The organism is Verrucomicrobiaceae bacterium, from assembly GCA_016713035.1.
Classification (GTDB): Bacteria; Verrucomicrobiota; Verrucomicrobiia; order Verrucomicrobiales; family Verrucomicrobiaceae; genus Prosthecobacter.
On the sequence record JADJPW010000001.1, the window covers coordinates 587,865 to 612,694 of the forward strand.

The window sequence follows — 24,830 nt, forward strand, 5'->3', positions numbered from 1 at the left end:
ATTGTCCCTCACGCCCCGTTTTTGCCCACTAGTCCCTCGACGCTCCGCATCGCCCAGCGCCCATGACGTTCCTCAATATCGCCCTCCTCGCCGGAGCTGCCGCCTTTCTCATCCCCCTACTCATTCACCTTCTCAATAAGCGGAAGGTCGTCACCGTGCGCTGGGGGGCCATGCACCTGCTGCACGAGGTCATCCGCCAGCGGAAGCGCAAAATGAAAATCGAGCAGCTCCTCCTGCTCCTCACCCGCGTCTGCATCCCCATCATCCTCGCGCTCTGCCTCGCCCGCCCCGTGCTCACGGCGCTGCGCAGCCTCGGGCTCGGCAGTTCATCGCTCATCGTCATGCTCGATGACTCCTTCTCCATGCGTGCACCGGCGGAGAAATCTGCCACACCCAGCGCCACCGTGGCAGATGCCGCCCGCGCAGACCTCCAGCAGATCACCGAGGCACTGCCCAGCGGCTCCGCCGCTCAAGTCGTGCTCACCGGCGGCACCCCGCGCCGACTGCTCGATCAGCCCACCACCGCGCTCGATATTCTGCCAAAGAAACTCAGCGACGTGCCCTCCATGTCCGGCCCCGTCTCTGCCAATGACGCCTTCCAGGCCGCCACCTCCGCCTTAAAAGATGCCCCCACTGCCGCACGCGAGGTCGTCATCGTCTCCGACTTCCAATCCGCCGACTGGAAAGCCATCGCCGACGGCGCCGCACTCCCCGCATTGGAAAATCTCTCCAAGCAGGAGCCACGGCCACAAATCACCTTCTACCGCATCGGCAGTGACCTCGCGGAGAATCTCAGCATCGCCAGCGCCGACCTCTCCGCCCTCGTCGCCGCCGAGACACAGCCCATCGGCCTCCGCGTCCGCATCAAAAACCACGGCAAACGCCCCTGGCAGGACATCCCCGTCCATCTGGAGGCCGATGGCGCACGCCTACGCACCGCCCGCGTCTCCCTCGCCCCCGAAGGCGAGGCCGTACTCTCCTTCACCCACGCCTTTGACAAAGTCGGCGACCACGCCCTCTCCGTCCGGCTCGAAGGCGACAGCTTCAGCGACGACAACGCCTTCCACAGCATCGTCCAAGTGCGCAATCAGCTCAACGTCCTGCTCATCGATGGCAAGCCCAGCAGCGTCCCGCTCGAAGGTGCCACCGACTTCCTCGCGCTCGCCCTCACCCCGCACACCGCAGCTGCCAATTCGCTCAAAGACCTCATCCGCACCCGCACAGTCGATGCACGCCGTCTCCGCCCAGACGACTTCAAGCAAACCGAAGTCATCATCCTCGCCAACGTCGATAAACTCCAAGGCCGCTCCCTCACCGACCTCACGCAATTCGTGAACGGCGGCGGCGGACTCCTCATCTTCGCCGGACCAGACTGCGACATCACCTGGTACAATCGCGAGCTCTTTAAAAACGGCACAGGCCTCCTCCCCGCCGCCATCACCGGCCAAGCCCGCGCCGAGGCCGCAGACGCCCCCGCACACCTGCTCATGCAGCGCCTCACCCACCCCAGCGTCCTCTACTTCAATGACACACGCGGCGGCCGCCTCCAAGATGCCGAATTCCGCCACTGGTTCGAATTCGCCGCCAACAGCGATGCCCAGCAGCAAACCCAGCGCATCCTCAATCTCGACCGCAACGCTCCCCTGCTCATCGAGAAAAAACTCGGCCAGGGCCGCGTCATCGCCGCCGCCACCACCGCCAATGCCGAATGGAGCAATCTGCCGCTCCAGCCCTTCTTCGTCCCCCTCATGCAGCGCCTCACCACTTACCTCGCCACCGAAGGCAGCGCCCCCGCATGGCAGCTCGTCGGCAGCACCATCCGCGTGAACCTCGAAAAAGCTCAACTCGGCTCCGAATACACCCTGCGCGATCCCACCGGCCAAACACAGACCTTAAAGAGTCAGCAGCAGGGCGACCAAGTCTTCATCCAAAGCCCGCCCATCGCCCAACCCGGCATTTTCCAGCTCCAGCAGCTCGGCACCGAAAAAATCACCTTCCTCGCCTTCAACACCGACAACAGCGAAAGCGACCTCCAGCCGCTCGCCAGCGAAGACATCCAAAAAATCGCCACACGGCACGAAGCCGCCTTCGCCGACTCCCTCCCAGCCTACCAGGCCCTCGACCGCACCCGCCGCCACGGCAGCGAGCTCTGGCAGCCCCTCCTCATTGCCCTCCTCGCCCTCCTCTTCCTCGAAGTCCTCCTCCAGCAGCGCATCGCCCGCAGTTGAGAGCCCCCAGACATGCCCCAGCCTCCGCTGCGAGGTGCATGGGGAAAGGTAGGCACTTGATGCCGTTGCAAAAACTCTGTGTTCCTCTGTGCCCTGTGGTAGGCCCAAGGGATTCACCACAGAGCACCGGAACCCAAGGCCGCTTGATTGTGGGACGGAGAGTAACTTTTGAGTGTATCCACAGATTGCGCAGATTTCACAGATGGAAGCCCATCTGCGTCATCTGAGAAATCGGTGGATAAAAATTCAAGTTCTTCGGGAGGATACGGCGGCTCAAAGAAACTCGGACTTAAGTTCCCTGCACCCGCGCCTTTAGACCGATTCTCAAAATGAATGTCTGAAATGAACGGCGAGCGCGGCGGCCTCAGTGGCAAGGAAAGAGCGAGGAGGCTATTGGAACAATAGCTGACGAGGGAATGACGCCGCCAACGAGGCTGCCCCGCCGCCGGGAATCGGACAGGCATTTTGAGAAACCGGTCTAGCCACGAGAAGGCAGGCTTGCGCAGAGAGGAGCCAGCGTGTTTCATCCAGCGCATGCACACGAAAAGCCGATCACCGCTCCGATGGGGCGTCTTGGCCACTCTCGCAGCTCTCTCACTCTTCACCGTCATGTCCGCCGCCGAGTCACCACCGCCCCTGCCCGAGTCCTTCGCCGCTGCCCTGCCGAAAAAGTGCAAGCAAGTGCTCTACACCGTCGCTAGCAGCCAAAAGACCACCTCCGCGCAGCTCTGGATGCTCGAGCGTGTGCCGCGCAAAGGCTGGCAGCCCGTGCAACCCGCCATCCCCGTCAAAATCGGGCGCAAAGGCATGGCCTGGGGCACCGGCCTGCACCCCAGCAGACTCCCCAGTGGCTGGCGGCGGAAAAAAGAAGGCGACGGCTGCACCCCCGCCGGAGTTTTTAAACTACCCGCCGTCTTTGGAGCCACGCAAAAACAGCGCATCGTTCGCATGCCCTACATCCGCTGCACCTCCCACATGATGGGCATCGACGACCCGAAAAGCCGCTACTACAACCAGATCGTGGACTTCCGGGACGTGCAGATGGACTGGGGCGATGCCGAGCTGATGTCCGACTACCGCGGGCACTACAACTGGGGCATCGTCGTCGGCCACAATCCCAACAACATCCCCGGCGCAGGCTCCTGCATCTTCGTACACATCTGGCTCGGCCAAGACATCCCCACCGCAGGCTGCACCGCCATGTCCGAGCGTGACATCGAGCGCGTCATCACCTGGCTCGACCCCGAAAAAGATCCCCACATCGTCCAAGCCGTGGTGAAGCGCTGATCGCTCTCACTACCGCCGCAGCACATGGATCAGCGCATGGATCAGCTCATCCTCCTTATTGATCAAATCCTGCATCTGCGCCTGGTTGTAGCCGCCATCGGCATTTCGGCTCAGGGTGCTCACATTGAACCACCACCGCTTGCGCCCGGGCATCCTGCGTGCGTTTTGCGATGGTGGAAATGAGTACCAACGGAACTCGGCCCCGATGAGGGGGACGATAGGCAACGCTTGTTGAACTGGTGACCTGCCTGTAAAAGGATGCCATCGTCCATGGTCATCCAAAGCCGACATTCCTTCTCCAGCAGCACCGAACTCTTCCCGGCCGAAGAGCTTGTCGGCGATGCATTGCTGAAGATGAAAATGGCACCATCCGAGGAACGAGGAGCCATTTTCACGCGTCCTGAGGTTGTCGATTTCATGTTGGATCTCGTCGGATACACTCCTGACAGGCCTTTGTGGCAACTCAGGCTGCTGGAGCCTTCTTTCGGAGGTGGCGAGTTTCTTCTGAGAGCAGTCGAAAGGCTGCTCCAAGTTGCTCAAACCGCCAAGATCGCCGCAGACAAGCTGGCCCCGGCTATCCGTGCGGTGGAACTGCATACCGACACCTTTCAACAAACCCGTGAGACGCTTTCAAAGCTGCTCCAAGACCACCAAGTGCCTGCGGCAACGATTTCGATGCTGCTGGAGGCATGGTTGAAGAACGATGATTTCCTCTTGGAGCCTGATCGCGAAGCTTTCGACTTTGTGATTGGCAATCCGCCCTATGTCCGCCAAGAGCTCATTCCCGCAGATCTGCTCGCTGAATACCGGCTGCGCTACATGACGCTGTATGACCGTGCCGATCTCTATGTGCCGTTCATCGAAAAGTCGCTGAGCCTTCTGAATGATGAAGGGCAGATGTGCTTTATCTGCTCCGACCGATGGATGAAGAATCGCTACGGCAGGCCGCTTCGCGCCCTCATTTCATCCGGCTATTCGCTACGCTATTATGTGGACATGGTAGGCACTGACGCATTTCAGTCTGAAGTGACCGCGTATCCAGCCATCACAGTGATTCGGCGTGGAAAGTCTGACGAAAAGCCTTTGCTGGCTCATCGGCCAGAAGTTTCGAGCGAGTCTCTGCGCCAGCTTCATCAACTATTCACAGGGCCTGTGACCAACTACAACGGCACCGTGAGCATGCTGGCCACCAGCCCGCAGGGAGACGAACCCTGGCTGCTGGAATCCGATGCCCAACCGTCTCTTGAGCTCGTGCGCAGGCTTGAAGCCACATTTCCAACTCTGGAAGAAGCCGGATGCAGTGTCGGGATCGGCGTGGCCACCGGTGCGGATAAGGTATTCATCGCGCCGTATGATGAACTGGATGTCGAGGAAGAACGAAAACTGCCGTTGGTGACGACGAAGGATATTCTCACCGGCGAGGTTCAGTGGAAAGGTCTCGGCGTGGTGAACCCCTTCGAGGAAGACGGCAGGCTGGCGGACTTTTCGGCCTACCCGCGTTTTGCCCGCCATATAAACCGCCACCGCGAAGCCTTGCAGAAGCGTCACTGCGCCCAAAAAGCGAACGGATCGTGGTATCGCACCATCGACCGTATCACGCCGTCACTCAGTGCCATACCCAAGCTGCTCGTGCCAGACATCAAAGGCGAGGCGAACATCGTTCTGGAGAAAGGACAACTCTATCCTCACCACAACCTCTACTTTATCACCAGCAAACACTGGCCACTGGAGGCATTGCAGAGGATCTTGCAGTCCGGCATCGCTCGTCTTTTCGTTCGCGCATACTCGACCAAGATGCGCGGTGGCTGCCTGCGTTTCCAAGCCCAGTATCTGCGCCGCATACGTCTCCCTCATTGGAATAAGATCGCAGCTTCGTTGCAGTCAAAGCTCTGCGATGACAAACAGCCTGTCGAGCCGCTCCTGGCAAAAATCTACGATCTGACCGCTGAAGACCTCCCACACCTGCAATCCTGACATGGCCCTTTTTCTCGCAAACCACACGACCAAAGTCAGCAAAGCCATCAAAGGCTTCTGGAGCGGACGTCATGAAGCCAAGCTCAAACAGGCCGCCGGCGGTAAAAGCGACCAAGGAGAGCGTTCTGCTGTCACCGCAGGGAAGAACATGAATGGCTTTATTTCCCTCATGGAGGAGCTCGTTCGCGGGAATGGACTCAAATCCGCTGACATCCATCTCAGCCGCCGGGCGCTCACTCTCCCGGGTTTTTTCCGTCCGACGAAGCTGTGGGACATGATCGTCATGGATCGCGGCACACTGGTGGCGGCGCTGGAGTTCAAATCCCAGGTGGGGCCGTCGTTCGGGAACAACTGCAATAATCGGGCCGAGGAAGCCATTGGCACGGCCCATGATTTTTGGACCGCCTACCGTGAGCGTGCCTTCGGGGACGTGCCACGTCCGTTCTTAGGCTGGCTGATGCTGGTGGAGGATGCAGAAGCCTCGAGAGCGCCTGTTCGCGATCACTCGCCCCATTTTCCGGTGTTTCCTGAGTTTCAAAACGCCTCGTATCTCGACCGTTACCACCTGCTTTGCAAAAAGCTGATGCATGAGCAGCTCTACACCTCCGCCACAGTCCTGGCGACACCTCGGTCTGCCGTCAAAGACGGGCGCTTCACCTGCCATGACGACATGACGAGCCTGACCACCTTTGTTTCCAGCTTCGCGGGCCACATTGCGATGGCGGCAGCCCGGAAATAATGACTTCGTCATTGCCGAACCGCTGTTGTCCCTTCTGCATCTGAGCGGGTGAGTAAATGTGCGTGAGGAGGAAGAACTCGCATGCCGCATGCGATGAAGAAGCCGTTGCTTGCCCCGTTGCTTGCCAAAGGGAGAGCGGATGGCTAGTCTCGGACCGGTTCGTCCACTGAAAACGGTGAACGAATCGGATTCGCCCAAAATTTATTGTGACTAAACGACGTTCTACACAAAAATGAAGACAATCCTAACTGCATCGTTATCGCTTATCGGCGTCATTCTCATTTCGAACTGCTCCACAACGGGTGAGCTTCCTCCGTTGTCTTCCGTTCGTCCCGGGGTTGCGCAGGAAGGAACTCTGGCGAACCCGGCACTAGCACAGGATGCATCCTTGGCGATTCGGAAGATTGCGGGTGGGAACAAGCGTGTGATCAAGTTCGTGATCCAGCAGCCCGTTGGGCAGCCGGGCAGGAAGGCTTGGAGAGAGATGTGGGTGTATGATCCAGAAGGAGCCCAGAAGCAGTTCATTATGACTTTTAGGGAAGACGGTCAAGGCTCCGCTGACTTTCAAATACAGAAGATGTAGAATCGGGTGGAGGTGACAGGATTGCGCCTGTAACCCCTCGCACAGCACGCGGCTTTGACGGAGCTTCGCTTTCCCAACGGGTAACCGCGCTCTCACTACCGCTGCAGCGCATGGATCAGCTCATCCACCTTGTTGATCAAATCCTGCATCTGCACCTGGTTGGAGCCGCCATCGGCAAAAGCGACCAAGGAGAGCATTCGGAAGTCACCGCCGGGAAGAACATCAATGGCTTTATTTCCCTCATGGAGGAACTCGTTCGCGGGAATGGATCAAATCCGCTGACATCCATCTCAGCCGCCGTGTGATGCGGGTGGGAGATGTTGTCCCTTCTGCATCTGAGCGGGTGAGTCTAGAAATGTGAGTGAGGAGGAAGAGCTCGCATGCCGCATGCAATGGAGAAGCCGTTGCTTGCCAAAGGGAAAGCAGATGGCTAGTCTCGGACCGGTTCGTCCACAGAAAGCGGTGCACGAATCAGATTCGCCCACAATTGATTGTGACTAAACGACGTTCGCCCAAGATTCGTTGACCAATGTCCAAACTCCTCTTCACTCTCCAAGCTGAGACAGCCGACCTCCTCAGGCGTGGGGACATCGATGGTTGTATTGATGTATTTGCCTCGAGATTGGCATCGCTAGACCCTTCACCTTTTCATGTCGCGTTGGAGTTGGATTTTACCAATGACCCTCTGGCGGTGGCCTTTCACTTCGATCAGTTTATCGTTTCACAGTCGGCTTTGTTTCCCGTTCGTGCTATTTACACCGAGACCAACGGCTTCGACATCAACACTGACTGCTGGTATTGTGACCTATTCGCCTACACCACATACGGTGGACACGAGGATTTCGACTGGCTATCCGATTGGCAGTCTGAGGACAGTGCACCACTCATTCTGACAGGGATGGAGAGATTGCAGGCCGTTTATGCCTCTGATGCCTTCGGAGATCGCGCATACGACGATGCGTGTGATGCTGCCGGTATGATTGTGGTCAGCAGCTTTCAACGCCTAATCCAGCGTGCATCCCGGAACATGCAGCGACTTGACTTTCCCCTTCTCTCGACTGCCCACGATTATGACTTCATCGCCAAAATGACAGCGAGCAACACCGGCACCCCAACCAAAGGCGAATTGGGTGGAGATGACAGGATTGCGCCTATCAGCCCTCCCATACCACCCGGTATGCGGCTTTGACGGCGCTTTGCTTGCCCTACGGGCAACCTGAGGGCTGTCGGTCTCCCTTCGGTCAGCCGCAACCAGGCCGTGCTTGGCCGCTAGGCGGTGCGGGCAGCCTCTTTCACTCCGCGAAGCGCAGCGCATACAGATCGGCGTCCTTCATCTGCACGCGGAGCTGGATGGTCTTGCCTGCCAGTGCGGTGACATCGAGGACGCTGGCTTGGAACTCATCGCCGTAGATTTCGGCGGACTTGGCGAGGACGGTGCCGCTTTCGTCCAGCACGTCGATCTGGATGAGGCCGGTGGCGGAGGTGGCGGAGTTCAGCAGGAGTTTTGTCCCACGGAAACGGAGCGGATGGGTGGTGAAGCTGCCGCCTTTGGCATCGGCGTGCATGGAGGCAAAGCCCTGCTTCCGCACGGTGAGCCGCCGGATGCGGTGATCTGGATGGCGGTAGTGCTCACTGATGTAGAGCGACCACTCGGTATCACTGGATGCGTAGATGCCGCAGGCGGTCATGTTGCTGCGCTCAGTCCAGTTTTGCTGATCTGGGCCTGGACGCACCCAGGCCTCCAGAAAGGGGCGGTCCCACATCACGCCATCGCGGCTACTCATGAAGACGGCATCGCTCACGCCTTTGCCGCCGATGTGGCCTTTGACCTTTTCACGCGTGGTGGCGAAGCGCTTCGGAAAGGACAGGAAGAGATGCGGTGCGGTGGGGCACGCGACGGTGGCACTGGTGTAAAAGTGCTCCGCAGGCACGCCATCGGCATAGCGGTGCGGCACGCCATCGCTCCAGCTCAAAAAGTCGCCCGAGGTGCTGCTCTGGATGGCGCGGACTTTATTGCTGAAGATGCGGCTGTAGCTGGCGTAGCGGCTCCGCGTGCTGTCCCAGAAGGCGAGGTTCTGCGAGTCGAAGGCCCCCTTGGTGATGACGGGCGTGTCCTGCATCTTTTTCCAATGGATGCCATCGGGCGATGCAAAGGCGTAGAGGCCGCCGGGGGTCTCGCCCTGGTGCCAGTTTTTGCCGGGCTGCTTCACGCCACCGAGCGCCTTGTAGCGCTCTGCGGGCTTCGCGTTGGGATTGGCATCCAAAAACGGTGCGAAGTTATGCGATTCGACGCCGCGCCAGATGACATTGTTGTCCTTGGTGCCGCCAGCCTCGATCAGGCCGAGCTTTGGCCGTGTGAAATGGATGCCGTCCTCGCTCTCCACCATGCAGGTGACCTGCGCATCGCTGTGATCACTGCCGCCAGCGGAGCCTCGGTAATAAAGACGCACTTTTTTGCCATCCTGGATGACGGAGAAGTAGCCGCAAGTGGGCCCCTCCCACGGTTGATCGGTGGTGAGCACGATCTCTCGACGGACGGGCTCATGCAGCTTCAGGGCGACGCCATTTTTCTCCGCCACGAGGTATTCATCCACCATGAGCTCCCAGCGTGAGCCGAGATCCAGTGGTGCTGCGGCAGATGCCAGCAGCGGAAAGAGGGCGGGTAGGAGGGAGAGGATGCGTTTCATAGTAGAGAAAGAATGTCGGAGAGCGAAATCACTGCGCCGCCCTGCTCGCGGCTGCGAATGCCCGCGATGATGACGAGCATGAGCTCGACTGTTTCATCAAAGGGCAGTGGTCGCTCGCCGGTGCGCAGCATGTCGATGAAGGCCACGAGCTGCCCCCGGAAGGCGTGGTAGGTATCCGTGAGCTTCAGCGGCAGGTCGCCCTGCGTGCCGTAGAGATGCACGGCGCCAAAGCTGCCATACGCATCATGCAGGGCACCGATGGTGACTCGCACGCCGCTGCGATGCGTGAGGTGCATCACATCGCCGCCTGCATCGCTGTGGGCCTGCACAGTGAGGAATCCTGGGCCCAGCAGTGGCTCCACGGCCTCCAGCGCATGGATGCCGTAGCGCTCCCAGGTCTTGCAGGTGAAGCTGGTGATCCAGCGCAGCTCCCCCAGGTGCAAAAAGTCCGCCCGCATCTCCGGCGCATAGCGCATGCCACTGGTGGAGAGGATGATTTTCCCGGCGCGATGCCATTCGATGAACTGGCGCAGCTCGGGCAGCGTGGTGGCCATCGGTTTGTCGATGAAGACGGGCAGCCCCGCCTCGATGAAGGGCCGTGCGCGGCGCACATGATCCGTGCCATCATCCGTCGCGATCACTGCCGCATCCACCTGGCCGATGACGTCTTCCGGCTTTGCCACCACATGCTTGATCAGGCTGGCGGCGGCCACTTTCGGAGCATCCGCAGGATCATCGCACCAGATGTGCGTCACGCGGGCTCCAGGGATGCGCACGGATTCGAGCGGCTGCTTGCCCATATACACGGGGATGCCCGCGTAGGGGCACTGGGCCATCGCAGCGGGGTCGTAGCCATTGATGATGCCGCTCCATGAGTACGGGTGACCATTGCCCTCGATCATGCCGAGCATGGCGAGGCGGATTTCAGTCGTGGGAGATGGCATAGAGCCTCTTTACGCCGGAAATTCTCGATTTGATCTTCAAACCGCCGCTTGCGCCACTGCGCTAGCGCAGCATCACTTCGGCTCACTTTTTCCCCACTCCAACCATGATCAAACTCACCGGAATCGCAGATGAAGCAGGCGCGTCGCTCGACGTGCAAATCCAGGCCCACCAGGAACTTGGCTGGGACAGCATCGAATCCCGCGCGGTGGAGTTCGATGGCGTGAAGGGCAACCTGCATGAGATCCCGGACGCCGTGTTCGACAAGGTGGTGGTTCACTTGGAGCAGAAGGGCATGAAAATCAGCGGCTTCGGCTCGCTGATCGGCAACTGGGCCAAAAAGATCACCGATGACTTCTCCATCACTGAGGCTGAAATCAGCCGCGCTATCCCGCGCATGCAGCGCCTGGGAGCCAAGCTCATCCGCGTGATGAGCTACGCCGTGTGCAAAACCGACGGCAAGGACGATGCAGAGCAGTTCGCCCCCGAGCGCATCCGCCGCATGACCGAAATCAATAAACGCTTCGCCGATGCTGGCCTGACCGTGGTGCATGAGAACTGCATGAACTGGGGCGGCATGAGCCCGACGTATGTGCAGCGCATGGCAGAGGCCGTGCCGGGCATGAAATGGGTCTTTGACACCGGCAATCCCGTCTTCATCGACGACCGCGACCGTCCCGGCCACAAGCAGGACGCCTGGGCGATGTACCAAGCCATCAAGCCCCACATGGCCCACGTTCACGTCAAAGACGGCATCTGGGATGTCGCGAAGAATGATGCCACCTATACCTTCCCCGGCGAAGGCGAAGGCCAAACCGAGCGCATCATGCGTGACCTGGTGGAGACCGGCTACAAAGGCTACATCAGCATCGAGCCCCACGTGGCCGTGGTCTTCCACGGAGCCGGTGCCGCCGATAATCTCAGCCCCGAGCAAAAAGCCAAAGAGCAATACGACAGCTACATCAAATACGGCCGCATGCTCGAAGCCATGCTGAAGCGTGTGGGTGCTACGCTGGCGTGATCAGCGCCCCAGATCACCGCTGAAGTCGCACCTCCGGCACTCCTAAACTGTGAGCACCGAGCGCGTAAATCTAACGCCTCAGTCGGCGTAGTAGCCTCATGTTCACGCGTCTAGCCTTCCTGCTCCTGCTTTCCTGCCAAGCCTTTCCTCAAACCGGCAGCATCCCCACAGATCGTCCGCGTGCGAGACCCGCATCGGCTCTCACGGGCTGGGCGGATTGGGAAAAGGGTGAAGAATTGCTAAAACGCATCAAGGTCCCGCCCGCACCGGTGCTTTCGCCAGAGGATGAGGCAAAGACCTTCAAGCTCGCACCCGGTTATCGCGCAGAACTCGTCGCCTGCGAGCCGATGGTGCAGTGCCCGATCTTCTTCGAGTTCGATCCTGAGGGGCGCATCTGGGTCGTCGAGTATCAGGGCTACATGCGTGATGTGCAGGGCAGCGGCGAAGGCGATCCGATCTGCCGCGTTGTCGTGCTCACGGATGAAAACGGCGACGGCAAGGCCGACAAGAGCACCGTCTTCCTCGACAAGCTCGTCATGCCCCGCAGCTTCGCCTTCGTGAAAGGCGGCATCTTGCTGCAAGAGCCGCCGAATCTGTGGTTTTGCGCTGACAAGGACGGCGACCTGCGCTGCGATGAGCGCACGCTGGTCGGCACGATGGGCGTCGGTGGCAATCCGCAGCACACGGCGAATGGCCTGCGCCGGGGCATCGACAACTGGCTGCACTGCGCCGACTGGCCGCATCGCTACCAATGGAAAGATGGCAAGCTGATCGACGAAACCACGCTGCATCGCGGCCAGTTCGGAGTGAGCTTTGATGAAACTGGGCGTTTCATCTCCTGCTACGAAAACAGCGCCATGCACATGGACCTCATTCCAGCCGAGGCATTGATGAGGCACCCAAACCTCGCCAAACTCGCGCAGCGTGGCGGTCGCGGTGGCTTCGGCGTGAATGTGAACGTCGCCAAAGATGCCGCAGAGTGTTTCCCCATCCGCGTGACGCCCGCGGTGACGCTCGGCGCTCTCGAACTCCGCGATGATGGCCGCCTACGCACCTACACCATCGTTTCCGGCACCTGCTTTTACGATGGCGATCAATTCCCGCCGGAGATGCGCGGCAATGTCTTCGTGCCCGACTCCGCAGGCCATCTCGTCGGCACCTTGAAGCTCAGCGGTGATGTACATCCGCACGCCACGCGCTTCTTTCCGCCGGAGCAGGAGCTCATCGCCAGCACCGATGAGCGCTTCCGCCCGGTGAACGCCCGCGTCGGCCCCGATGGCGCTCTTTACCTCGCCGACATGTATCACGGCATCATCGAGCACGTCATCTTCATCGTCCCCTGGCTCACCAAGCAGATCGCCGAACGCAAACTCTACGAAGGCAACGACCACGGTCGCATCTGGCGCATCGTGCATGAGAAACGGGAGAATCGGAGTGATGGAGGTCTGGTGGAGATGCTCGGGCATGCGAATGGCTGGCAGCGAAACACGGCGCAACGCCTGCTGGTCGAGCGTGGGGAGGACATTGGTGACCCAAATCGCTTTGAGACGCCGCTGCATCGTCTGCACGCGCTTTGGACGCTCGAAGGCATGGGCAAACTCAAGCCAGAGCATCTTGATAAAGCTGCGAAGGATGCCGATTCGCGTGTTCGAGCCACTGCGGCAAGGCTGGGAGCCCAAATCGTGCTCAAAGATGAGCTCGATGCCAGCGTAAGGCTTCACGCTTTGCTCTCACCGAAGCCGCTTTCAGCCATCGCAGAGCATCTCACACATCATGAGGATGATTTGAGCCGCGTCGCCGCCATGACGACATTGCATGGCAAGGAGATCGCTTTGCTGGAGCTGTTACTGAAATGGTCGCAAAGCACCGCGCATCGCGTGGAGACGCTCAAATTGCTCTCGCAGCTCGCGTGCATGGATGGCAAAGCGGAGGCCATTCTCGCGAAAATGGCCGAAACGGCGATTTGGCAGCGTGAGGCGCTTTTGGACGGTTTTCTCGCCTCGCTGGCTAAAGTGACGCTGAAGGCCAAACCGGCATTTTGGGATGAACTGGCCTCGAATCGCGACATCGCAGCTCGTGAACGGCTTCAAAGGCTTCGCATGGCCTTGAATTGGCCAGGAGCCGACGTTTTGCCGATCACAACCCGAAAGCTCAGCGAAGCCGCGAAGAAGCAGATCGAACGCGGTGCGGCGGTGTATCAAAGCGTCTGCGGCCTCTGTCATCAGCCCACAGGCTATGGCGTGCCGAATGTGGCACCGCCGCTGGCGGAGAGTGCTTGGGTCACGGGCGAGCCGGAGCGGCTCATCCGCATCGCTTTGCAGGGTTTGTATGGTGAGATTGAGGTCAATGGTCAGAAATGGAACCTCGCCATGCCCGGCCAAGGCCTGAACCCGCTGCTCGATGACGCGAAGCTGGCTGATGTGCTCTCTTATATACGCAATGCCTGGGGAAATGAGGCACAACCCGTCTCCGCCGTGCAAATCGCTGCCGTGCGTGAACAAACGAAGGATCGCAAAATGCCCTGGACTGCCGACACGCTGCTCCAAGTCGATGTAGGTGGCGAAAACGCCATCCAGCCCGATGCAGAGGGTTTTTTGAGCCTGCCAGCGAGCGCTGCGAAGACTTACGGCCAAAAGCTCGCTTATCGGCCCTCTTTGGATGTGCTGGCCCCCTGGCGGATCGAGACCGATGTCGCCGAATGGACGATCCAAGTCCCCAGCGATGCTGAGTATGAGGTCGGGGTGGTTTTAGCAGCGGATGAGGCCTCTGCCGGGGATGCCTATTGGGTGGAAACAGAGCACTCGCGTGTCAGAGGCACCGTCGGGGCTACGGGTGGGTACGAGACCTTCGCGGAGCAATCTGTCGGCACAATCAGGCTCAAGAGCGGCCTGCAAAAGCTGATCCTACGACCTGACGGTGCGCTGAAACAGGAGCTGGCAGACGTGCGGGCAGTGATGCTGAGGCGGAAATGATTTGAGGCCAAATTTCAAAGGAACAAAAAACATTTGCGAAAGTCATCGTGATGATAGATTATTTAAGTTGTCAGAAATATTAACAATTCTCGACTAATTCTATGAATCGTTCCTTATGCGTGTTTCTCTTGGCTAGCGCTGGCTTTGCCTCCCTCGACAGCGTTTTTGCCCAGATGCCACCTCCGCCGCCAGGATATGGCACGATGGGGGTAGCCCCACCGCCCATGCTCCCGCCGCCTACGGTGCCAGCGTACCCGAATGCCATGCCGCCCCCCTCGATCAGCCCAGGTGTCACCCCACCTCCGCCGATGATTGATCCTTACTCTGCCCCGCCCCCTCCAGGGAATATGGCTCCACTTCCGCCTCAGAGCACCGCTCCCTATGGTGCCCCACCGCCGATGGATCCAAACTACACCGGTGCCCCGATGGGCGGCCCCGTCGCTGGCCCCAGTGGAGGCCCCGGCATCATCAATTATGATTACGCCGAGCTGACATATCGCTTCATTGATCCAAAGGCCCCGGGTCTCAAAGGTGCGAGCACCATCGGTGCCACATTGAGCGTGGCCCTTTTCGAGCCGCTTTACATTAAGATCGGAGCGAACTGGGGCAGCGGCGCTGACAGTGGCCCAGGCGGCAGCAATTACGATTTCGCCTCGATCCAAGCAGGCGTGGGCTTCCACACCCAACTCGTCAGTCCGAAGCTGCAATTCGTCGGGGAGGCCGGTGTCTCCTACGCCAGCCTAAAAGCGTCCAACAGTAACGCAAGCTTCAGCGATGGTGCTATTTATGCCCGCCCTGGCCTGCGCTACGCCCTGACGGATGCCATCGAGCTCAATGCCGGTGTGATGGTGAGCAGTGCAGATAAGTATGACAGCAAGCTAATCGATTTTGGTGGTTACTTCCGCGTCATGCAGCGCTTCGATGTAGGCCTGGGTGTGGATCTAGGTGATGCCACTCGCGGCTTCCGTGGCAGCTTGCGTATGCGCTGGTAATCCCCATTCACCTCATTTTAGCCCACGCTCCAAAACCAGACTCCAAGACCCGAAAAGGGGTGTCCTTCACTGGACGCCCCTTTTTGTTGGTGAGAGAGGATCACACATCATCGGCATCTAGCGCAGAGCCTGCCGCGAGCTCTAAGCAGGCCATGGACATGCCGCACATAGCGTAAAGCTCCACCCCGGCGTGTCGCGTGTGCGAGTCTGGCTGCGCCGTGTCGAAAAGGAGCTGCCATATCGTGACTGAGTCACCAGGCAGATGAAATTGGCATGCGGCTGTATCATTGTTAAAAAGCAGCAGCAGCGGAGCCTCGCCAGAGACGCCCGCGATCAGCGCCCCGAAGTGCTGGCGGGCTGGGTCATGCCATTCTTCAGAGCAGAGCCAGGTGCCATCTCCCTCCAGCCAAGTCACATCTCGCAAGCCGGTGAGCGGATCAATTTTACCATCGAAAAAGGCAACTCGCCGCAGCGCAGCTCTCTCACGCCGCAGCGCCAGCACCCGGCGGACGAAGCGGAGCATCACTTCATCACAAGTGGACCAATCGAGCCAACTGATCGCATTGTCCTGGCAGTAGGCGTTGTTATTCCCCTGCTGTGTGCGTCCGCGCTCATCTCCAGCGCAGAGCATCGGCACACCGGTAGCGAGAGCCAGCGTGGCCATGAGGGCACGGGCGGCACGACTGCGCTGCTCCAGGATGGCTTCATCATTCGTAGGGCCTTCTTCGCCTCTGTTTTGACTGAAGTTATGCTCATCGCCATCCCTGTTGGCCTCTCCATTGGCCTCATTGTGCTTCTTTGCGTAGCTGACCAGGTCCCGCAGCGTGAAGCCATCGTGCGAGGTGATAAAATTCACGCTAGCTAGCGGTGGACGTGCCAAGGGGCCGTAAATGTCCTCACTGCCACAAAAGCGCTTCGCGAACTCTGCCGTCATCCCCGCATCACCACGCCAGTAGCAGCGTGCCGTGTCGCGGAATTTTCCATTCAGCTCACGCCACGGCGCAGGGAAGCCGCCGACCTGGTAGCTATCCGCTTGGCTGATGTCCCAGGGCTCCGCGATGAGCTTCACACGCGAGAGCACGGGGTCCTGCTCCACGGCAGCTAAAAATGGCGCGAAACTGCTAAAAGCATCATGCTCATCCCGCGCCACCGTCACCGCCAGATCGAAGCGGAATCCGTCCACGTGCATCTCCGTCACCCAGTAGCGCAGCGAGTCCAGTATGAGTCGTAATCCCAGCGCACTCGCAGAATCGACCGAGTTCCCACACCCCGTGACGTTCACATAATTGTGATCCGCAGTTTGGCGATAATAGGCCGAGTCATCGAGACCACGCAGCATGAGCATGGGACCTTCCACACCGGCCTCCGCCGTGTGATTATAGACCACATCGAGAATGACCTCGATCCCCGCTGCGTGCAGGCTACGCACCATATCCTTGAACTCCCTGACCTGAGCCTGCGGATCGTCCACAGAGGCATACTCGCCATGCGGGGCAAAGAAGCCCAGCGTGTTGTAGCCCCAGTAATTCGTCAGCCCACGCTCCAGGAGGAAGAGATCATCCAAATGTGCATGCACAGGGAGTAGCTGCACAGCGGTCACACCGAGACTGAGCAGGTACTCGATCACTTCGGGGTGGGAAAGGCCTGCGTAGGTGCCACGCAGCTCCTCCGGCAGGCCAGGATGCGTCTTGGTAAAGCCCTTTACATGCAGCTCATAGATCACCGAGTCACGCCATGGGATGCAAAGGTGCGAATCCCCCCTCCAGTCGTAAGATTCATCCACAACGACGGATTTCAGCGCCTCACGCCCATTATCCCGGCTGCGCGGCCCCGCGAGCATGTGCGGCGCAGAGTCAGGATTGCCAAAAATCGCCCGTGCATACGGATCGAGCAGCAGTTTCCGTCCATCAAAGCGCCGCCCTCTATCTGGCTGCCACTCACCGTGCGCACGAAAGCCATAGAGCATTCCCGGCGCAGCCTGTGGCATGACCACGTGCCACAGGTGATTCTCCGCACGCTGCATCCGCGCCCGCGCCACCTCCCTCTCAGGTGCCAGGGGGGCATAGAGGCACACATCCACCGCCACAGCATGCTCAGAGCACACCACAAAACGCGTTCCATCCGGAGTGAAACTGACACCGGGGCGGAGAGGCGGGTTTTGAGTCTTCAATACAGAAAGAGTATGTCGTTGGGAGCCCTGCGGATAGTCGAGAACTACGGCCATCGCAAGCGTCGGCACACCCTACTCCGACTTAGGCTCTGAGAGCCGTTTTTTACGGCAAAAAAAGCCTTTGCCTCCCCCCCTAGCTTGCTAGTCTCCAACCACCTCCACCGTGCGCATTTTCCGAAGGGGTTTCTTGGACGGACTCAGACGGTGGATTTCTCGATTTTTTTATGCCAGACGACATCATTGATTCTATTGGATCAAACTCCACCGCCGTAGCCGCTGACCAAGCCTACGGAGCCGAACAAATCCAGCACCTCGAAGGCCTCAGAGCCGTGCGCATGCGCCCTGGCATGTACATCGGCGAGACGGACGAGCGCGGCCTCCACCACTGCGTCTTTGAAGTCGTCGATAACTCCATCGATGAGCATCTCGCCGGAAACTGCAAAAACGTCTGGATCAACATCCACACCGACGGCTCCATCAGCATCGAGGATGATGGACGCGGCATCCCGGTCGAAATGCACTCAAAAGGCATGCCCACCGTCGAGCTGGTGCTCACCAACCTCCACGCAGGCGGCAAATTCGGCGATGGTGCCTATGAATTCTCCGGCGGTCTCCACGGCGTCGGCGCCAAGTGCGTCAACGCTCTCTCCGACTGGTTCAAGTGCGAGGTCTATCGCGACGGCAAAATCTACGCCATCGGCTTTGAGCGTGGCATCACCACCGAGCCACTGAAGGTGCTCGGCGATCTCGATGATCCCAAGCGCACAGGCACCAAAATCTCGTTCTTCCCCGATGCGACGATCTTCACGATCACCACGACATTTGTTTTCGAGCGGCTACGCACACGCCTGCGTGAGCTCGCCTTCCTCAATCCCGGCATCACCATCCATCTCACCGATGAGCGCGGTGAGGAGCCCCGCAGCGAAACCCTGCTCTACGCAGAAGGCGTGAAGCAATTCGTCAACGAACTCGGCGAAGGCAAAGATAAAGTCCATCCAGAGCCCATCGTCGTCGCTGGCCGACGTGAAGTGATGCTGGAGGACAAGAAAAAATTCATCCTCGTCGATTGCGTCATTCAGTACAACAAAGGCCTCAGCGAACAGACACTCTGCTTTGCCAATGCCATCCCGAACCCGGACTTTGGCACGCATTACTCCGGCCTCAAAACCGCTCTCACGAAGGCGGTGAAGCAGTACATCGCCTCCAATCCAAAATCCTTCAAAGAGAAGATGCCAGAGATCGAGGGCGATGACTGCCGCGAAGGCATGATCTGCGTGTTGAGTGTCAAACACCCCCATCCGCGCTTCAACTCGCAAACCAAGGTCAAACTCGTCAATGGCGAAGTCGAAGGCGTGGTGAACTCCATCGTCTATGAGGGCCTCACCCGCTACTTTGACGAAAATCCAGACATGGCGCTGGAAGTCATCAAAAACATCATCATCGCCGCCAAAAGCCGCGAAGCCGCCCGCCGAGCCCGCGAAGCCATCCGTAAGGACGCCATGAGCAGTGGCGGCCTCCCCGGCAAGCTCGCTGACTGCTCCGAGCGTGACGCATCAAAAACCGAGCTCTTCATTGTCGAGGGTGACTCCGCCGGCGGCTCCGCCAAAATGGGCCGCAACCGCCACAATCAAGCCATCCTGCCCCTGCGCGGAAAACTCATTAACACCGAGAAAGCCCGGCTCGACAAGGTGCTCGCCAACAAAGAAATCCAGACCATGATCACCGCCATCGGCACCGGAATCGGTGGCGACAGCGAAGTGGAGGGCAGTTTCAACCTCGAAAAGCTCCGCTACCACAAAATCATCATCATGACCGATGCTGACGTGGACGGCAGCCACATCCGCACCCTGCTTTTGACCTTCTTTTTCCGTCAAATGCCCGAGCTGGTGAAACGCGGCCACATCTATGTCGCCCAACCACCGCTCTACCAAGTCACCCGCAAAAAAACGCGAGGAATACGTGCAGAACGATGAAGAAATGGAGGCCATCCTCCTCGAACTCGGCTCCGGCGAGATCACTCTGCGCAACGTCTCTGATGACTCCAAAGTCGATTCCAGCCGCTTGAAGCAGATTCTCGGCCTACTGGTGCCCGTGGCCAAATTCGCCGACATCGTGCGTCGTCACGGCGCGGACTTTGAAACCTACCTCCAGCATCGCAATATCGAAACTGGCGAACTCCCCCACTACCTCGTCATCATTCGCGAGGGCAACGAAGTCCACGTCAAATACCTGCTCGACCGCGACGCCCTCGCCGCCTACGCCCGTGAAAACGTCGATCTCCACCTCTTTGGCAAACCCGAAGTCGATCCCGCCAACGGCAGCACCGCACCGAAACAAACCCGCCGCGCCCGCCTCATCGAAATCCATGAAGCCCACGGCATGAAGGCCCGCTTCAAGCACCTCGATGAACTAGGCCTCCACGTCGATCACTTCAGCAGCCAAGACAAACCCCTCTTCGAAGTCATCGAAGGCGACGGCGACAACGCCAAAATTCACCCCGTCTTCAGCATCCCCGGCATCCTCGACAAAGTCATGGAAATCGGCAAGCGCGGCATGGAGATCAAGCGCTTCAAAGGTCTCGGTGAAATGAACGCCAAACAGCTCTTCGAGACCACCATGGACCCGAACAAGCGCACCCTCCTCCGCATCCAGCTCGACGAAACCAACGCCCACGAAGCCGAACGCATCTTCACCATCCTCATGGGTGATGTCGTCGAGCCCCGAAAGCACTTCATCGAAGAGAATGCGCTCAATGTGCGGAATTTGGATGTGTGATCAATCGTGAAGCCCAAACGCTCCAGTTCCTCCAAAGCCCTCCAGCCCGCCAAGCGGAGCTTCGAGGGCTTGGTGCGTGAACTGAAAACGTTCATCACTGAAAGCCGCCGACAGATTGTCCGCGCGGTGGATTTTGCCCAGGTGCAGACCTGCTGGGGCGTGGGGCGTTACATTGTGGAGTTTGAGCAAGGCGGGGCTTCAAAATCTGAATATGGTTCCAAACTTCTACCCAGGCTGGCGGACTCCCTCATGGTTGATTTTGGAAAGGGCTTCGATGCATCTAACCTGAATAAGATGAGGCAGTTTTACCTCGCTTTCCCAATTTTGGACACAGTGTGTCCAAAATTGAGCTGGAGTCATTACCGCATACTTTCGCGCATCAATGACAGCAAAGCTCGTGACTGGTATATCCAAGAGGCGACCGCGCAAAATTGGAGCGTCCGCGCTCTCGACCGCCAGATCAACCGCCTCTACTATGAGCGGCTGCTTTCCAGCAGGGACAAAAAGGCCGTGAAGGCAGAGGCGGAGAAGAAAATAGCCGAGTTACCGCCATCGCCGAAGGACTTCATTCGTGATCCTGTGCTGCTGGAGTTTTTGGGGCTGCCGGAAACCGGGAGGCTGCTGGAATCGAATCTCGAACAACGGCTCATCGACCACTTGCAGAGCTTCCTTCTCGAGCTGGGCAAAGGATTTGCCTTCATCGGACGCCAAGTGCGGGTGAGCACGGAGACGAAGGACTTCTACATCGATCTCGTCTTCTATAACTACCTCCTGAAGTGCTTCGTGATCTTCGATTTGAAGCCACGCGAGCTGCGGCACGAGGACATCGGCCAGATGGACATGTATGTGCGCATGTATGACGAGCTGCATCGAGGCAAGGGAGACAATCCCACCGTTGGCATCATCCTCTGCGCCGCGAAAGACGCCTCCATCGCCAAATACTCAATCCTCAACGGCAGCGAAAAGCTCTTCGCCTCTCGCTACACGCTCGTGCCGCCCAGCGAAGAGGTGCTGCGCCTCGAATTGATCCGCGAGCAGCGGTTGCTGGAAAATTGTACCGTATCAAAAAGCAAGAACTCAATGCGTTCTAGGAAGGGGGGATTGAAGGCATGATATTCATGGCTGACTTCACTTTTTCCGACTTAGCTAGGATCATTGCTATTCTCTTTCTGACGGCATTTTACGGGGCGGTTCTTTGGTCTATTTGGGAATCCTGGCCTCACCTGCGATCTAAAGCATTCAGAAATTCAGCCCCAAAATTGGTGTTTTTATTTTTGCTTTGTGTTTTTGGAGCTGCCATTCGGATTCCTGGTTTGGGTTGGGCACATGACATTTACACATCCAAGATGGTGTATGGCAAGTTTATGCTCATGCCTGCATCTACGAATATAGTGAATTCCGAGTCTAGTTTCACAGGCGATGGCACTTGGGCTAATGTGGTGCAATTGCCTGAAAGCTATTGGTCATGGCTCGCTGAACATGAGTTTGACCTTATCGGCAAATATCCTCTAGGATGGTCGCCTGAGTGGGAAACCACCAAGTGGCAAAAGACGCCAACAACCGGAAAGGCATTGGAAATCGCAAACTATCTTAGCGGTGATGGCAAACGCCATCAAATCGGCCATTTGATTGCCTGGGCAGCGACTCAAGAAGGAGGCTACTTCACCTATTCAGAAGATCCCAAAAAAGGTTATCGTCGTTATGTTTCATTTCGACTTCTCATTCCAGCTTCAAAGCAGGCCGTTTCCATTTTTCAAAAGATCTGACGCGTTAATTTTTCTCCCATCCTTTCATGCAAGACTCCAACACACGCCCCATCTCCGTCGCCGACGAAGTCAAGAATAGCTTCCTCGACTACTCGATGTCCGTCATCATCTCTCGCGCTCTGCCGGATGTTCGAGATGGCCTCAAACCCTCCCAGCGGCGCATTCTTTATGCGATGCATGAGCTGTCGCTCTACCCGCCGAAGAAGCATGTGAAGTGCGCGAAGATCGCGGGTGACACCTCGGGTAACTACCATCCGCACGGCGAGGCGGTCATTTATCCGACGCTCGTCCACATGGGGCAGGAATGGGCCATGCGGGAGACGCTGATCGACCCGCAGGGGAACTTCGGCAGCGTGGAAGGCGATCCTCCGGCTGCGATGCGTTATACGGAGGCCCGCATGACACACCTCGGTGGCGCTTTGATGCAGGACATGGACAAGGACACGGTCGATTTCGTCCCGAACTACGACGAACGACTCACGGAGCCCACCGTCTTCCCGGCGGCGTTTCCGAACCTGCTCGTCAATGGCGGTACGGGCATCGCGGTCGGTATGGCGACGAATATGCCGCCGCATAATCTGGGCGAAGTCGTCGATGCGGTTTGTGCGCAGATCGACAATCCAGCAATCACCACGCCGGAGCTGATGGCGCATGTCAAAGGGCCGGATTTCCCCACGGGATGTACCATCATGGGCACCTCTGGCATCCGCGAATACATGGAAACGGGTCACGGCAGCGTGCGCATCCGCGGTCAGGCTGAAATCGTGGAAAACGGCAATCGCGAGCAGATCGTGATCACCGAGATCCCCTACAACGTGAACCGTGCGGAGCTGGAAAAGAAGATCGCCGAGCTCGCGAACGAAAAAATCATCCCTGAGATCAGCGGCGTGCGAAATGAGTCCGATGAGAACTCGCGTCTCGTCGTCGATTTGAAGAAAGATGCGCGTGCGCAGGTGGTGCTGAACAATTTGTACAAGCACACCGAGCTAGAGGCCTCCTTCAGCGTCCACATGCTGGCCATCGACGGCAACAGGCCGCGAGTTTTCGGCATCAAAGACGCCATCGGCTGCTACATCGAGCACCGTCGTGAGGTGATCATCCGCCGCACGAAGTTCCTGCTCGGAAAAGCCGAGGTACAGGCCGAAAAGCTAGAGGCCTTCCTCCTCGCGCTCGGTCATCTGGATGATTTCATCAAAATCATCCGCGATAGCCGGAACCGCGATGAAGCCCGCGCTGGATTGCGTGCCTACACCTTCCCCGTCGCGACGGCGGAGCAGCTCGGCATCCTGATTCGCGGCCAGCCTAGCATCCAGGATGGGCGCTATGTCTTCACGGAGAAGCAGGTCGATGACATCCTGGAACTGCGCCTCTACCAGCTCACTGGCATGGAGCGTGACAAGGTGAAAGCCGAATACGACGCCATCCTGGCCACGATCAAGGATTTGCTCGACATCCTGGCCAGCGAGCACCGCGTGCTCACCATCATCAAAGACGAGCTCCAGGTCATCAAAGCAAAGCACGCCACACCGCGCCTCACACGCATCGAGGCAGTCTCCGGCGAGATCGAGAGTGTGGACCTCATCCCGAACGAAACGGCCATCGTGACCATGACACACATGGGCAGCATCAAACGCACGCCCACCGCCGAATACCGACTGCAAGGACGCGGTGGAAAAGGCCTCAAAGGCATGGAAACCCGCGAATCGCAGAGCGAGGAGGATGCGGACGACTTCGTCGAGCATCTCTTCAGTGCCCAACTGCACGACTTCTTGCTCTTTTTCACCAATACAGGCCGCATGTATGTGGAGCGCGTGTACCAGATCCCACAGGCCACCCGCACAGGAAAGGGCCGCAGCATCAAAAATGTGCTCAACCTGCGTTCCGAGGAGAAAATCGCCTCCGTGCTCATTTTGAAGGCTCAGGGAGCTGAGGATGATGCGATGTGGGCAGCGGACAAATACGTCCTTTTTGCCACCAAAGACGGCACGGTGAAGAAAACCGCCCTCGAAGAGTTCAAAAACTACCGCAAAGACGGCATCATCGCCATCAAGCTCGATGAGGGCAATGACTTGGTCGATGTGGTGCTCACCGATGGCACGAAGGAAGTCTGCCTCGTCACGCATGAGGGCATGTGCGCCCGCTTCCACGAAACGGGTGACAATCCTGAGTCTCCGAATCTGCGCCCAATCGGCCGTGCCACCGCAGGTGTGCGTGGCATCACGCTCGATGCAGATGACTTCCTGGTGAGCTGCATCACCAAAGAGCCTGAGACGATGGTGCTCGTCGTGAGTGAGAACGGACTCGGCAAGCGTACCGGCTTTGATGAATACCGACTCCTGACCAATCGCGGTGGCAAAGGTGTGACCACGATGAATGTCACCGAGAAGACCGGCAAAGTCGTCGCAGCGCTCGCGGTGAAGGAAACGGATGAACTCATGCTCATGACTAGCAAAGGCCAGAGCGTGCGCATCAAAGTCAGCCAAATCCGCGAAACGGGCCGCAATGCCCAAGGCGTGAAGCTCATGACGCTGAATGAAGGCGAGACAATTCAAGACGTGGCCACCGTCGTCGCAGAGGAACTGGAAGTCGCCGCCGAGGTGACGAGCACCGAAGAAGGGGCTCCCACAGATGGAGAAACGACACCAGAGGCCTCAGCTCCTGAAGCGGATGCAGCAGCGCCTGCCGCATCCTGAG

Annotated in this window: 17 protein-coding genes and 1 pseudogene; 14 read left to right on the forward strand and 4 right to left on the reverse strand. The window is 58.6% G+C overall.

Features of this window, described 5'->3' with window-relative positions; translation table 11 throughout:
• The first annotated feature begins 62 nt into the window (after positions 1–62).
• On the forward strand, positions 63–2,228 hold the full coding sequence (locus IPK32_02455) for a BatA domain-containing protein (protein MBK8090876.1): 2,166 nt from the start codon (positions 63–65) through the stop codon (positions 2,226–2,228).
• A 534-nt stretch (positions 2,229–2,762) separates the two neighbouring features.
• Positions 2,763–3,515, forward strand: a complete 753-nt coding sequence (locus IPK32_02460; protein ID MBK8090877.1) for a L,D-transpeptidase family protein — start codon at positions 2,763–2,765, stop codon at positions 3,513–3,515.
• 9 nt (positions 3,516–3,524) lie between these two features.
• On the opposite strand, the gene IPK32_02465 is transcribed toward IPK32_02460, so the two are convergent.
• Entirely contained in the window at positions 3,525–3,668 is a 144-nt protein-coding gene (locus IPK32_02465) for a hypothetical protein (protein MBK8090878.1), read from the reverse strand.
• A 201-nt stretch (positions 3,669–3,869) separates the two neighbouring features.
• On the opposite strand from IPK32_02465, the gene IPK32_02470 reads away from it, so the two are divergent.
• From IPK32_02470 to IPK32_02490, 5 genes are all read left to right on the forward strand, one after another.
• A complete protein-coding gene (locus IPK32_02470; GenBank protein MBK8090879.1) occupies positions 3,870–5,489 on the forward strand; it encodes an Eco57I restriction-modification methylase domain-containing protein in 1,620 nt (539 codons plus the stop codon).
• Between the two features lies 1 nt (position 5,490).
• A complete protein-coding gene (locus tag IPK32_02475) occupies positions 5,491–6,228 on the forward strand; it encodes a PaeR7I family type II restriction endonuclease (GenBank protein MBK8090880.1) in 738 nt (245 codons plus the stop codon).
• 232 nt (positions 6,229–6,460) lie between these two features.
• Positions 6,461–6,811, forward strand: coding sequence for a hypothetical protein (locus IPK32_02480; GenBank protein ID MBK8090881.1), 351 nt, complete (start codon positions 6,461–6,463; stop codon positions 6,809–6,811).
• A gap of 110 nt (positions 6,812–6,921) precedes the next feature.
• On the forward strand, positions 6,922–7,116 hold the full coding sequence (locus IPK32_02485) for a hypothetical protein (GenBank protein MBK8090882.1): 195 nt from the start codon (positions 6,922–6,924) through the stop codon (positions 7,114–7,116).
• A 224-nt stretch (positions 7,117–7,340) separates the two neighbouring features.
• Positions 7,341–8,000 carry a hypothetical protein gene (locus tag IPK32_02490; GenBank protein ID MBK8090883.1) on the forward strand — a complete coding sequence of 220 codons (660 nt, stop codon included), beginning with the start codon at positions 7,341–7,343 and terminating at the stop codon, positions 7,998–8,000.
• Between the two features lie 103 nt (positions 8,001–8,103).
• On the opposite strand, the gene IPK32_02495 is transcribed toward IPK32_02490, so the two are convergent.
• Entirely contained in the window at positions 8,104–9,498 is a 1,395-nt protein-coding gene (locus IPK32_02495) for a hypothetical protein (protein MBK8090884.1), read from the reverse strand.
• Positions 9,495–10,409: a Gfo/Idh/MocA family oxidoreductase gene (locus IPK32_02500; protein MBK8090885.1), complete on the reverse strand. Its 915-nt coding sequence runs from the start codon at positions 10,407–10,409 to the stop codon at positions 9,495–9,497. The genes IPK32_02495 and IPK32_02500 overlap by 4 nt, the downstream gene beginning before the upstream one ends.
• Positions 10,410–10,546: 137 nt before the next feature.
• Between IPK32_02500 and IPK32_02505 the strand changes: the two genes are divergently transcribed.
• The 3 genes from IPK32_02505 (at position 10,547) to IPK32_02515 (ending at position 15,425) form a co-directional block, all read left to right on the forward strand.
• On the forward strand, positions 10,547–11,461 hold the full coding sequence (locus IPK32_02505) for a sugar phosphate isomerase/epimerase (protein MBK8090886.1): 915 nt from the start codon (positions 10,547–10,549) through the stop codon (positions 11,459–11,461).
• Between the two features lie 98 nt (positions 11,462–11,559).
• Positions 11,560–14,433, forward strand: a complete 2,874-nt coding sequence (locus IPK32_02510) for a c-type cytochrome (protein MBK8090887.1) — start codon at positions 11,560–11,562, stop codon at positions 14,431–14,433.
• Positions 14,434–14,534: 101 nt separating this feature from the next.
• Positions 14,535–15,425 carry a hypothetical protein gene (locus IPK32_02515; GenBank protein MBK8090888.1) on the forward strand — a complete coding sequence of 297 codons (891 nt, stop codon included), beginning with the start codon at positions 14,535–14,537 and terminating at the stop codon, positions 15,423–15,425.
• 100 nt (positions 15,426–15,525) lie between these two features.
• Here IPK32_02515 and glgX read toward each other — a convergent pair whose 3' ends face one another.
• Positions 15,526–17,595 carry a glycogen debranching protein GlgX gene (gene glgX / locus IPK32_02520; protein MBK8090889.1) on the reverse strand — a complete coding sequence of 690 codons (2,070 nt, stop codon included), beginning with the start codon at positions 17,593–17,595 and terminating at the stop codon, positions 15,526–15,528.
• Positions 17,596–17,819: 224 nt separating this feature from the next.
• Between glgX and IPK32_02525 the strand changes: the two are divergent.
• From IPK32_02525 to gyrA, 4 genes and pseudogenes are all read left to right on the forward strand, one after another.
• Positions 17,820–20,370 (forward strand): annotated as a pseudogene (locus IPK32_02525) (DNA gyrase subunit B).
• A 69-nt stretch (positions 20,371–20,439) separates the two neighbouring features.
• On the forward strand, positions 20,440–21,483 hold the full coding sequence (locus IPK32_02530; GenBank protein ID MBK8090890.1) for a DUF1016 family protein: 1,044 nt from the start codon (positions 20,440–20,442) through the stop codon (positions 21,481–21,483).
• Positions 21,484–21,488: 5 nt separating this feature from the next.
• On the forward strand, positions 21,489–22,136 hold the full coding sequence (locus tag IPK32_02535) for a hypothetical protein (GenBank protein ID MBK8090891.1): 648 nt from the start codon (positions 21,489–21,491) through the stop codon (positions 22,134–22,136).
• 26 nt (positions 22,137–22,162) lie between these two features.
• Entirely contained in the window at positions 22,163–24,829 is a 2,667-nt protein-coding gene (gene gyrA, locus IPK32_02540) for a DNA gyrase subunit A (protein MBK8090892.1), read from the forward strand.
• Position 24,830 lies beyond the last annotated feature (1 nt).

Coding starts and splice junctions, on each gene's coding strand:
- IPK32_02475 (MBK8090880.1), top strand. CDS start 5,491: ATGGCCCTTTTTCTCGCAAACCACACGACCAAAGTCAGCAAAGCCATC.
- IPK32_02535 (MBK8090891.1), top strand. CDS start 21,489: ATGGCTGACTTCACTTTTTCCGACTTAGCTAGGATCATTGCTATTCTC.
- IPK32_02465 (MBK8090878.1), bottom strand. CDS start 3,668: ATGCCCGGGCGCAAGCGGTGGTGGTTCAATGTGAGCACCCTGAGCCGA.
- IPK32_02455 (MBK8090876.1), top strand. CDS start 63: ATGACGTTCCTCAATATCGCCCTCCTCGCCGGAGCTGCCGCCTTTCTC.
- IPK32_02490 (MBK8090883.1), top strand. CDS start 7,341: ATGTCCAAACTCCTCTTCACTCTCCAAGCTGAGACAGCCGACCTCCTC.
- IPK32_02480 (MBK8090881.1), top strand. CDS start 6,461: ATGAAGACAATCCTAACTGCATCGTTATCGCTTATCGGCGTCATTCTC.
- IPK32_02515 (MBK8090888.1), top strand. CDS start 14,535: ATGAATCGTTCCTTATGCGTGTTTCTCTTGGCTAGCGCTGGCTTTGCC.
- IPK32_02485 (MBK8090882.1), top strand. CDS start 6,922: ATGGATCAGCTCATCCACCTTGTTGATCAAATCCTGCATCTGCACCTG.
- IPK32_02495 (MBK8090884.1), bottom strand. CDS start 9,498: ATGAAACGCATCCTCTCCCTCCTACCCGCCCTCTTTCCGCTGCTGGCA.
- gyrA (MBK8090892.1), top strand. CDS start 22,163: ATGCAAGACTCCAACACACGCCCCATCTCCGTCGCCGACGAAGTCAAG.
- IPK32_02500 (MBK8090885.1), bottom strand. CDS start 10,409: ATGCTCGGCATGATCGAGGGCAATGGTCACCCGTACTCATGGAGCGGC.
- IPK32_02460 (MBK8090877.1), top strand. CDS start 2,763: ATGCACACGAAAAGCCGATCACCGCTCCGATGGGGCGTCTTGGCCACT.
- IPK32_02505 (MBK8090886.1), top strand. CDS start 10,547: ATGATCAAACTCACCGGAATCGCAGATGAAGCAGGCGCGTCGCTCGAC.
- IPK32_02470 (MBK8090879.1), top strand. CDS start 3,870: ATGAAAATGGCACCATCCGAGGAACGAGGAGCCATTTTCACGCGTCCT.
- IPK32_02510 (MBK8090887.1), top strand. CDS start 11,560: ATGTTCACGCGTCTAGCCTTCCTGCTCCTGCTTTCCTGCCAAGCCTTT.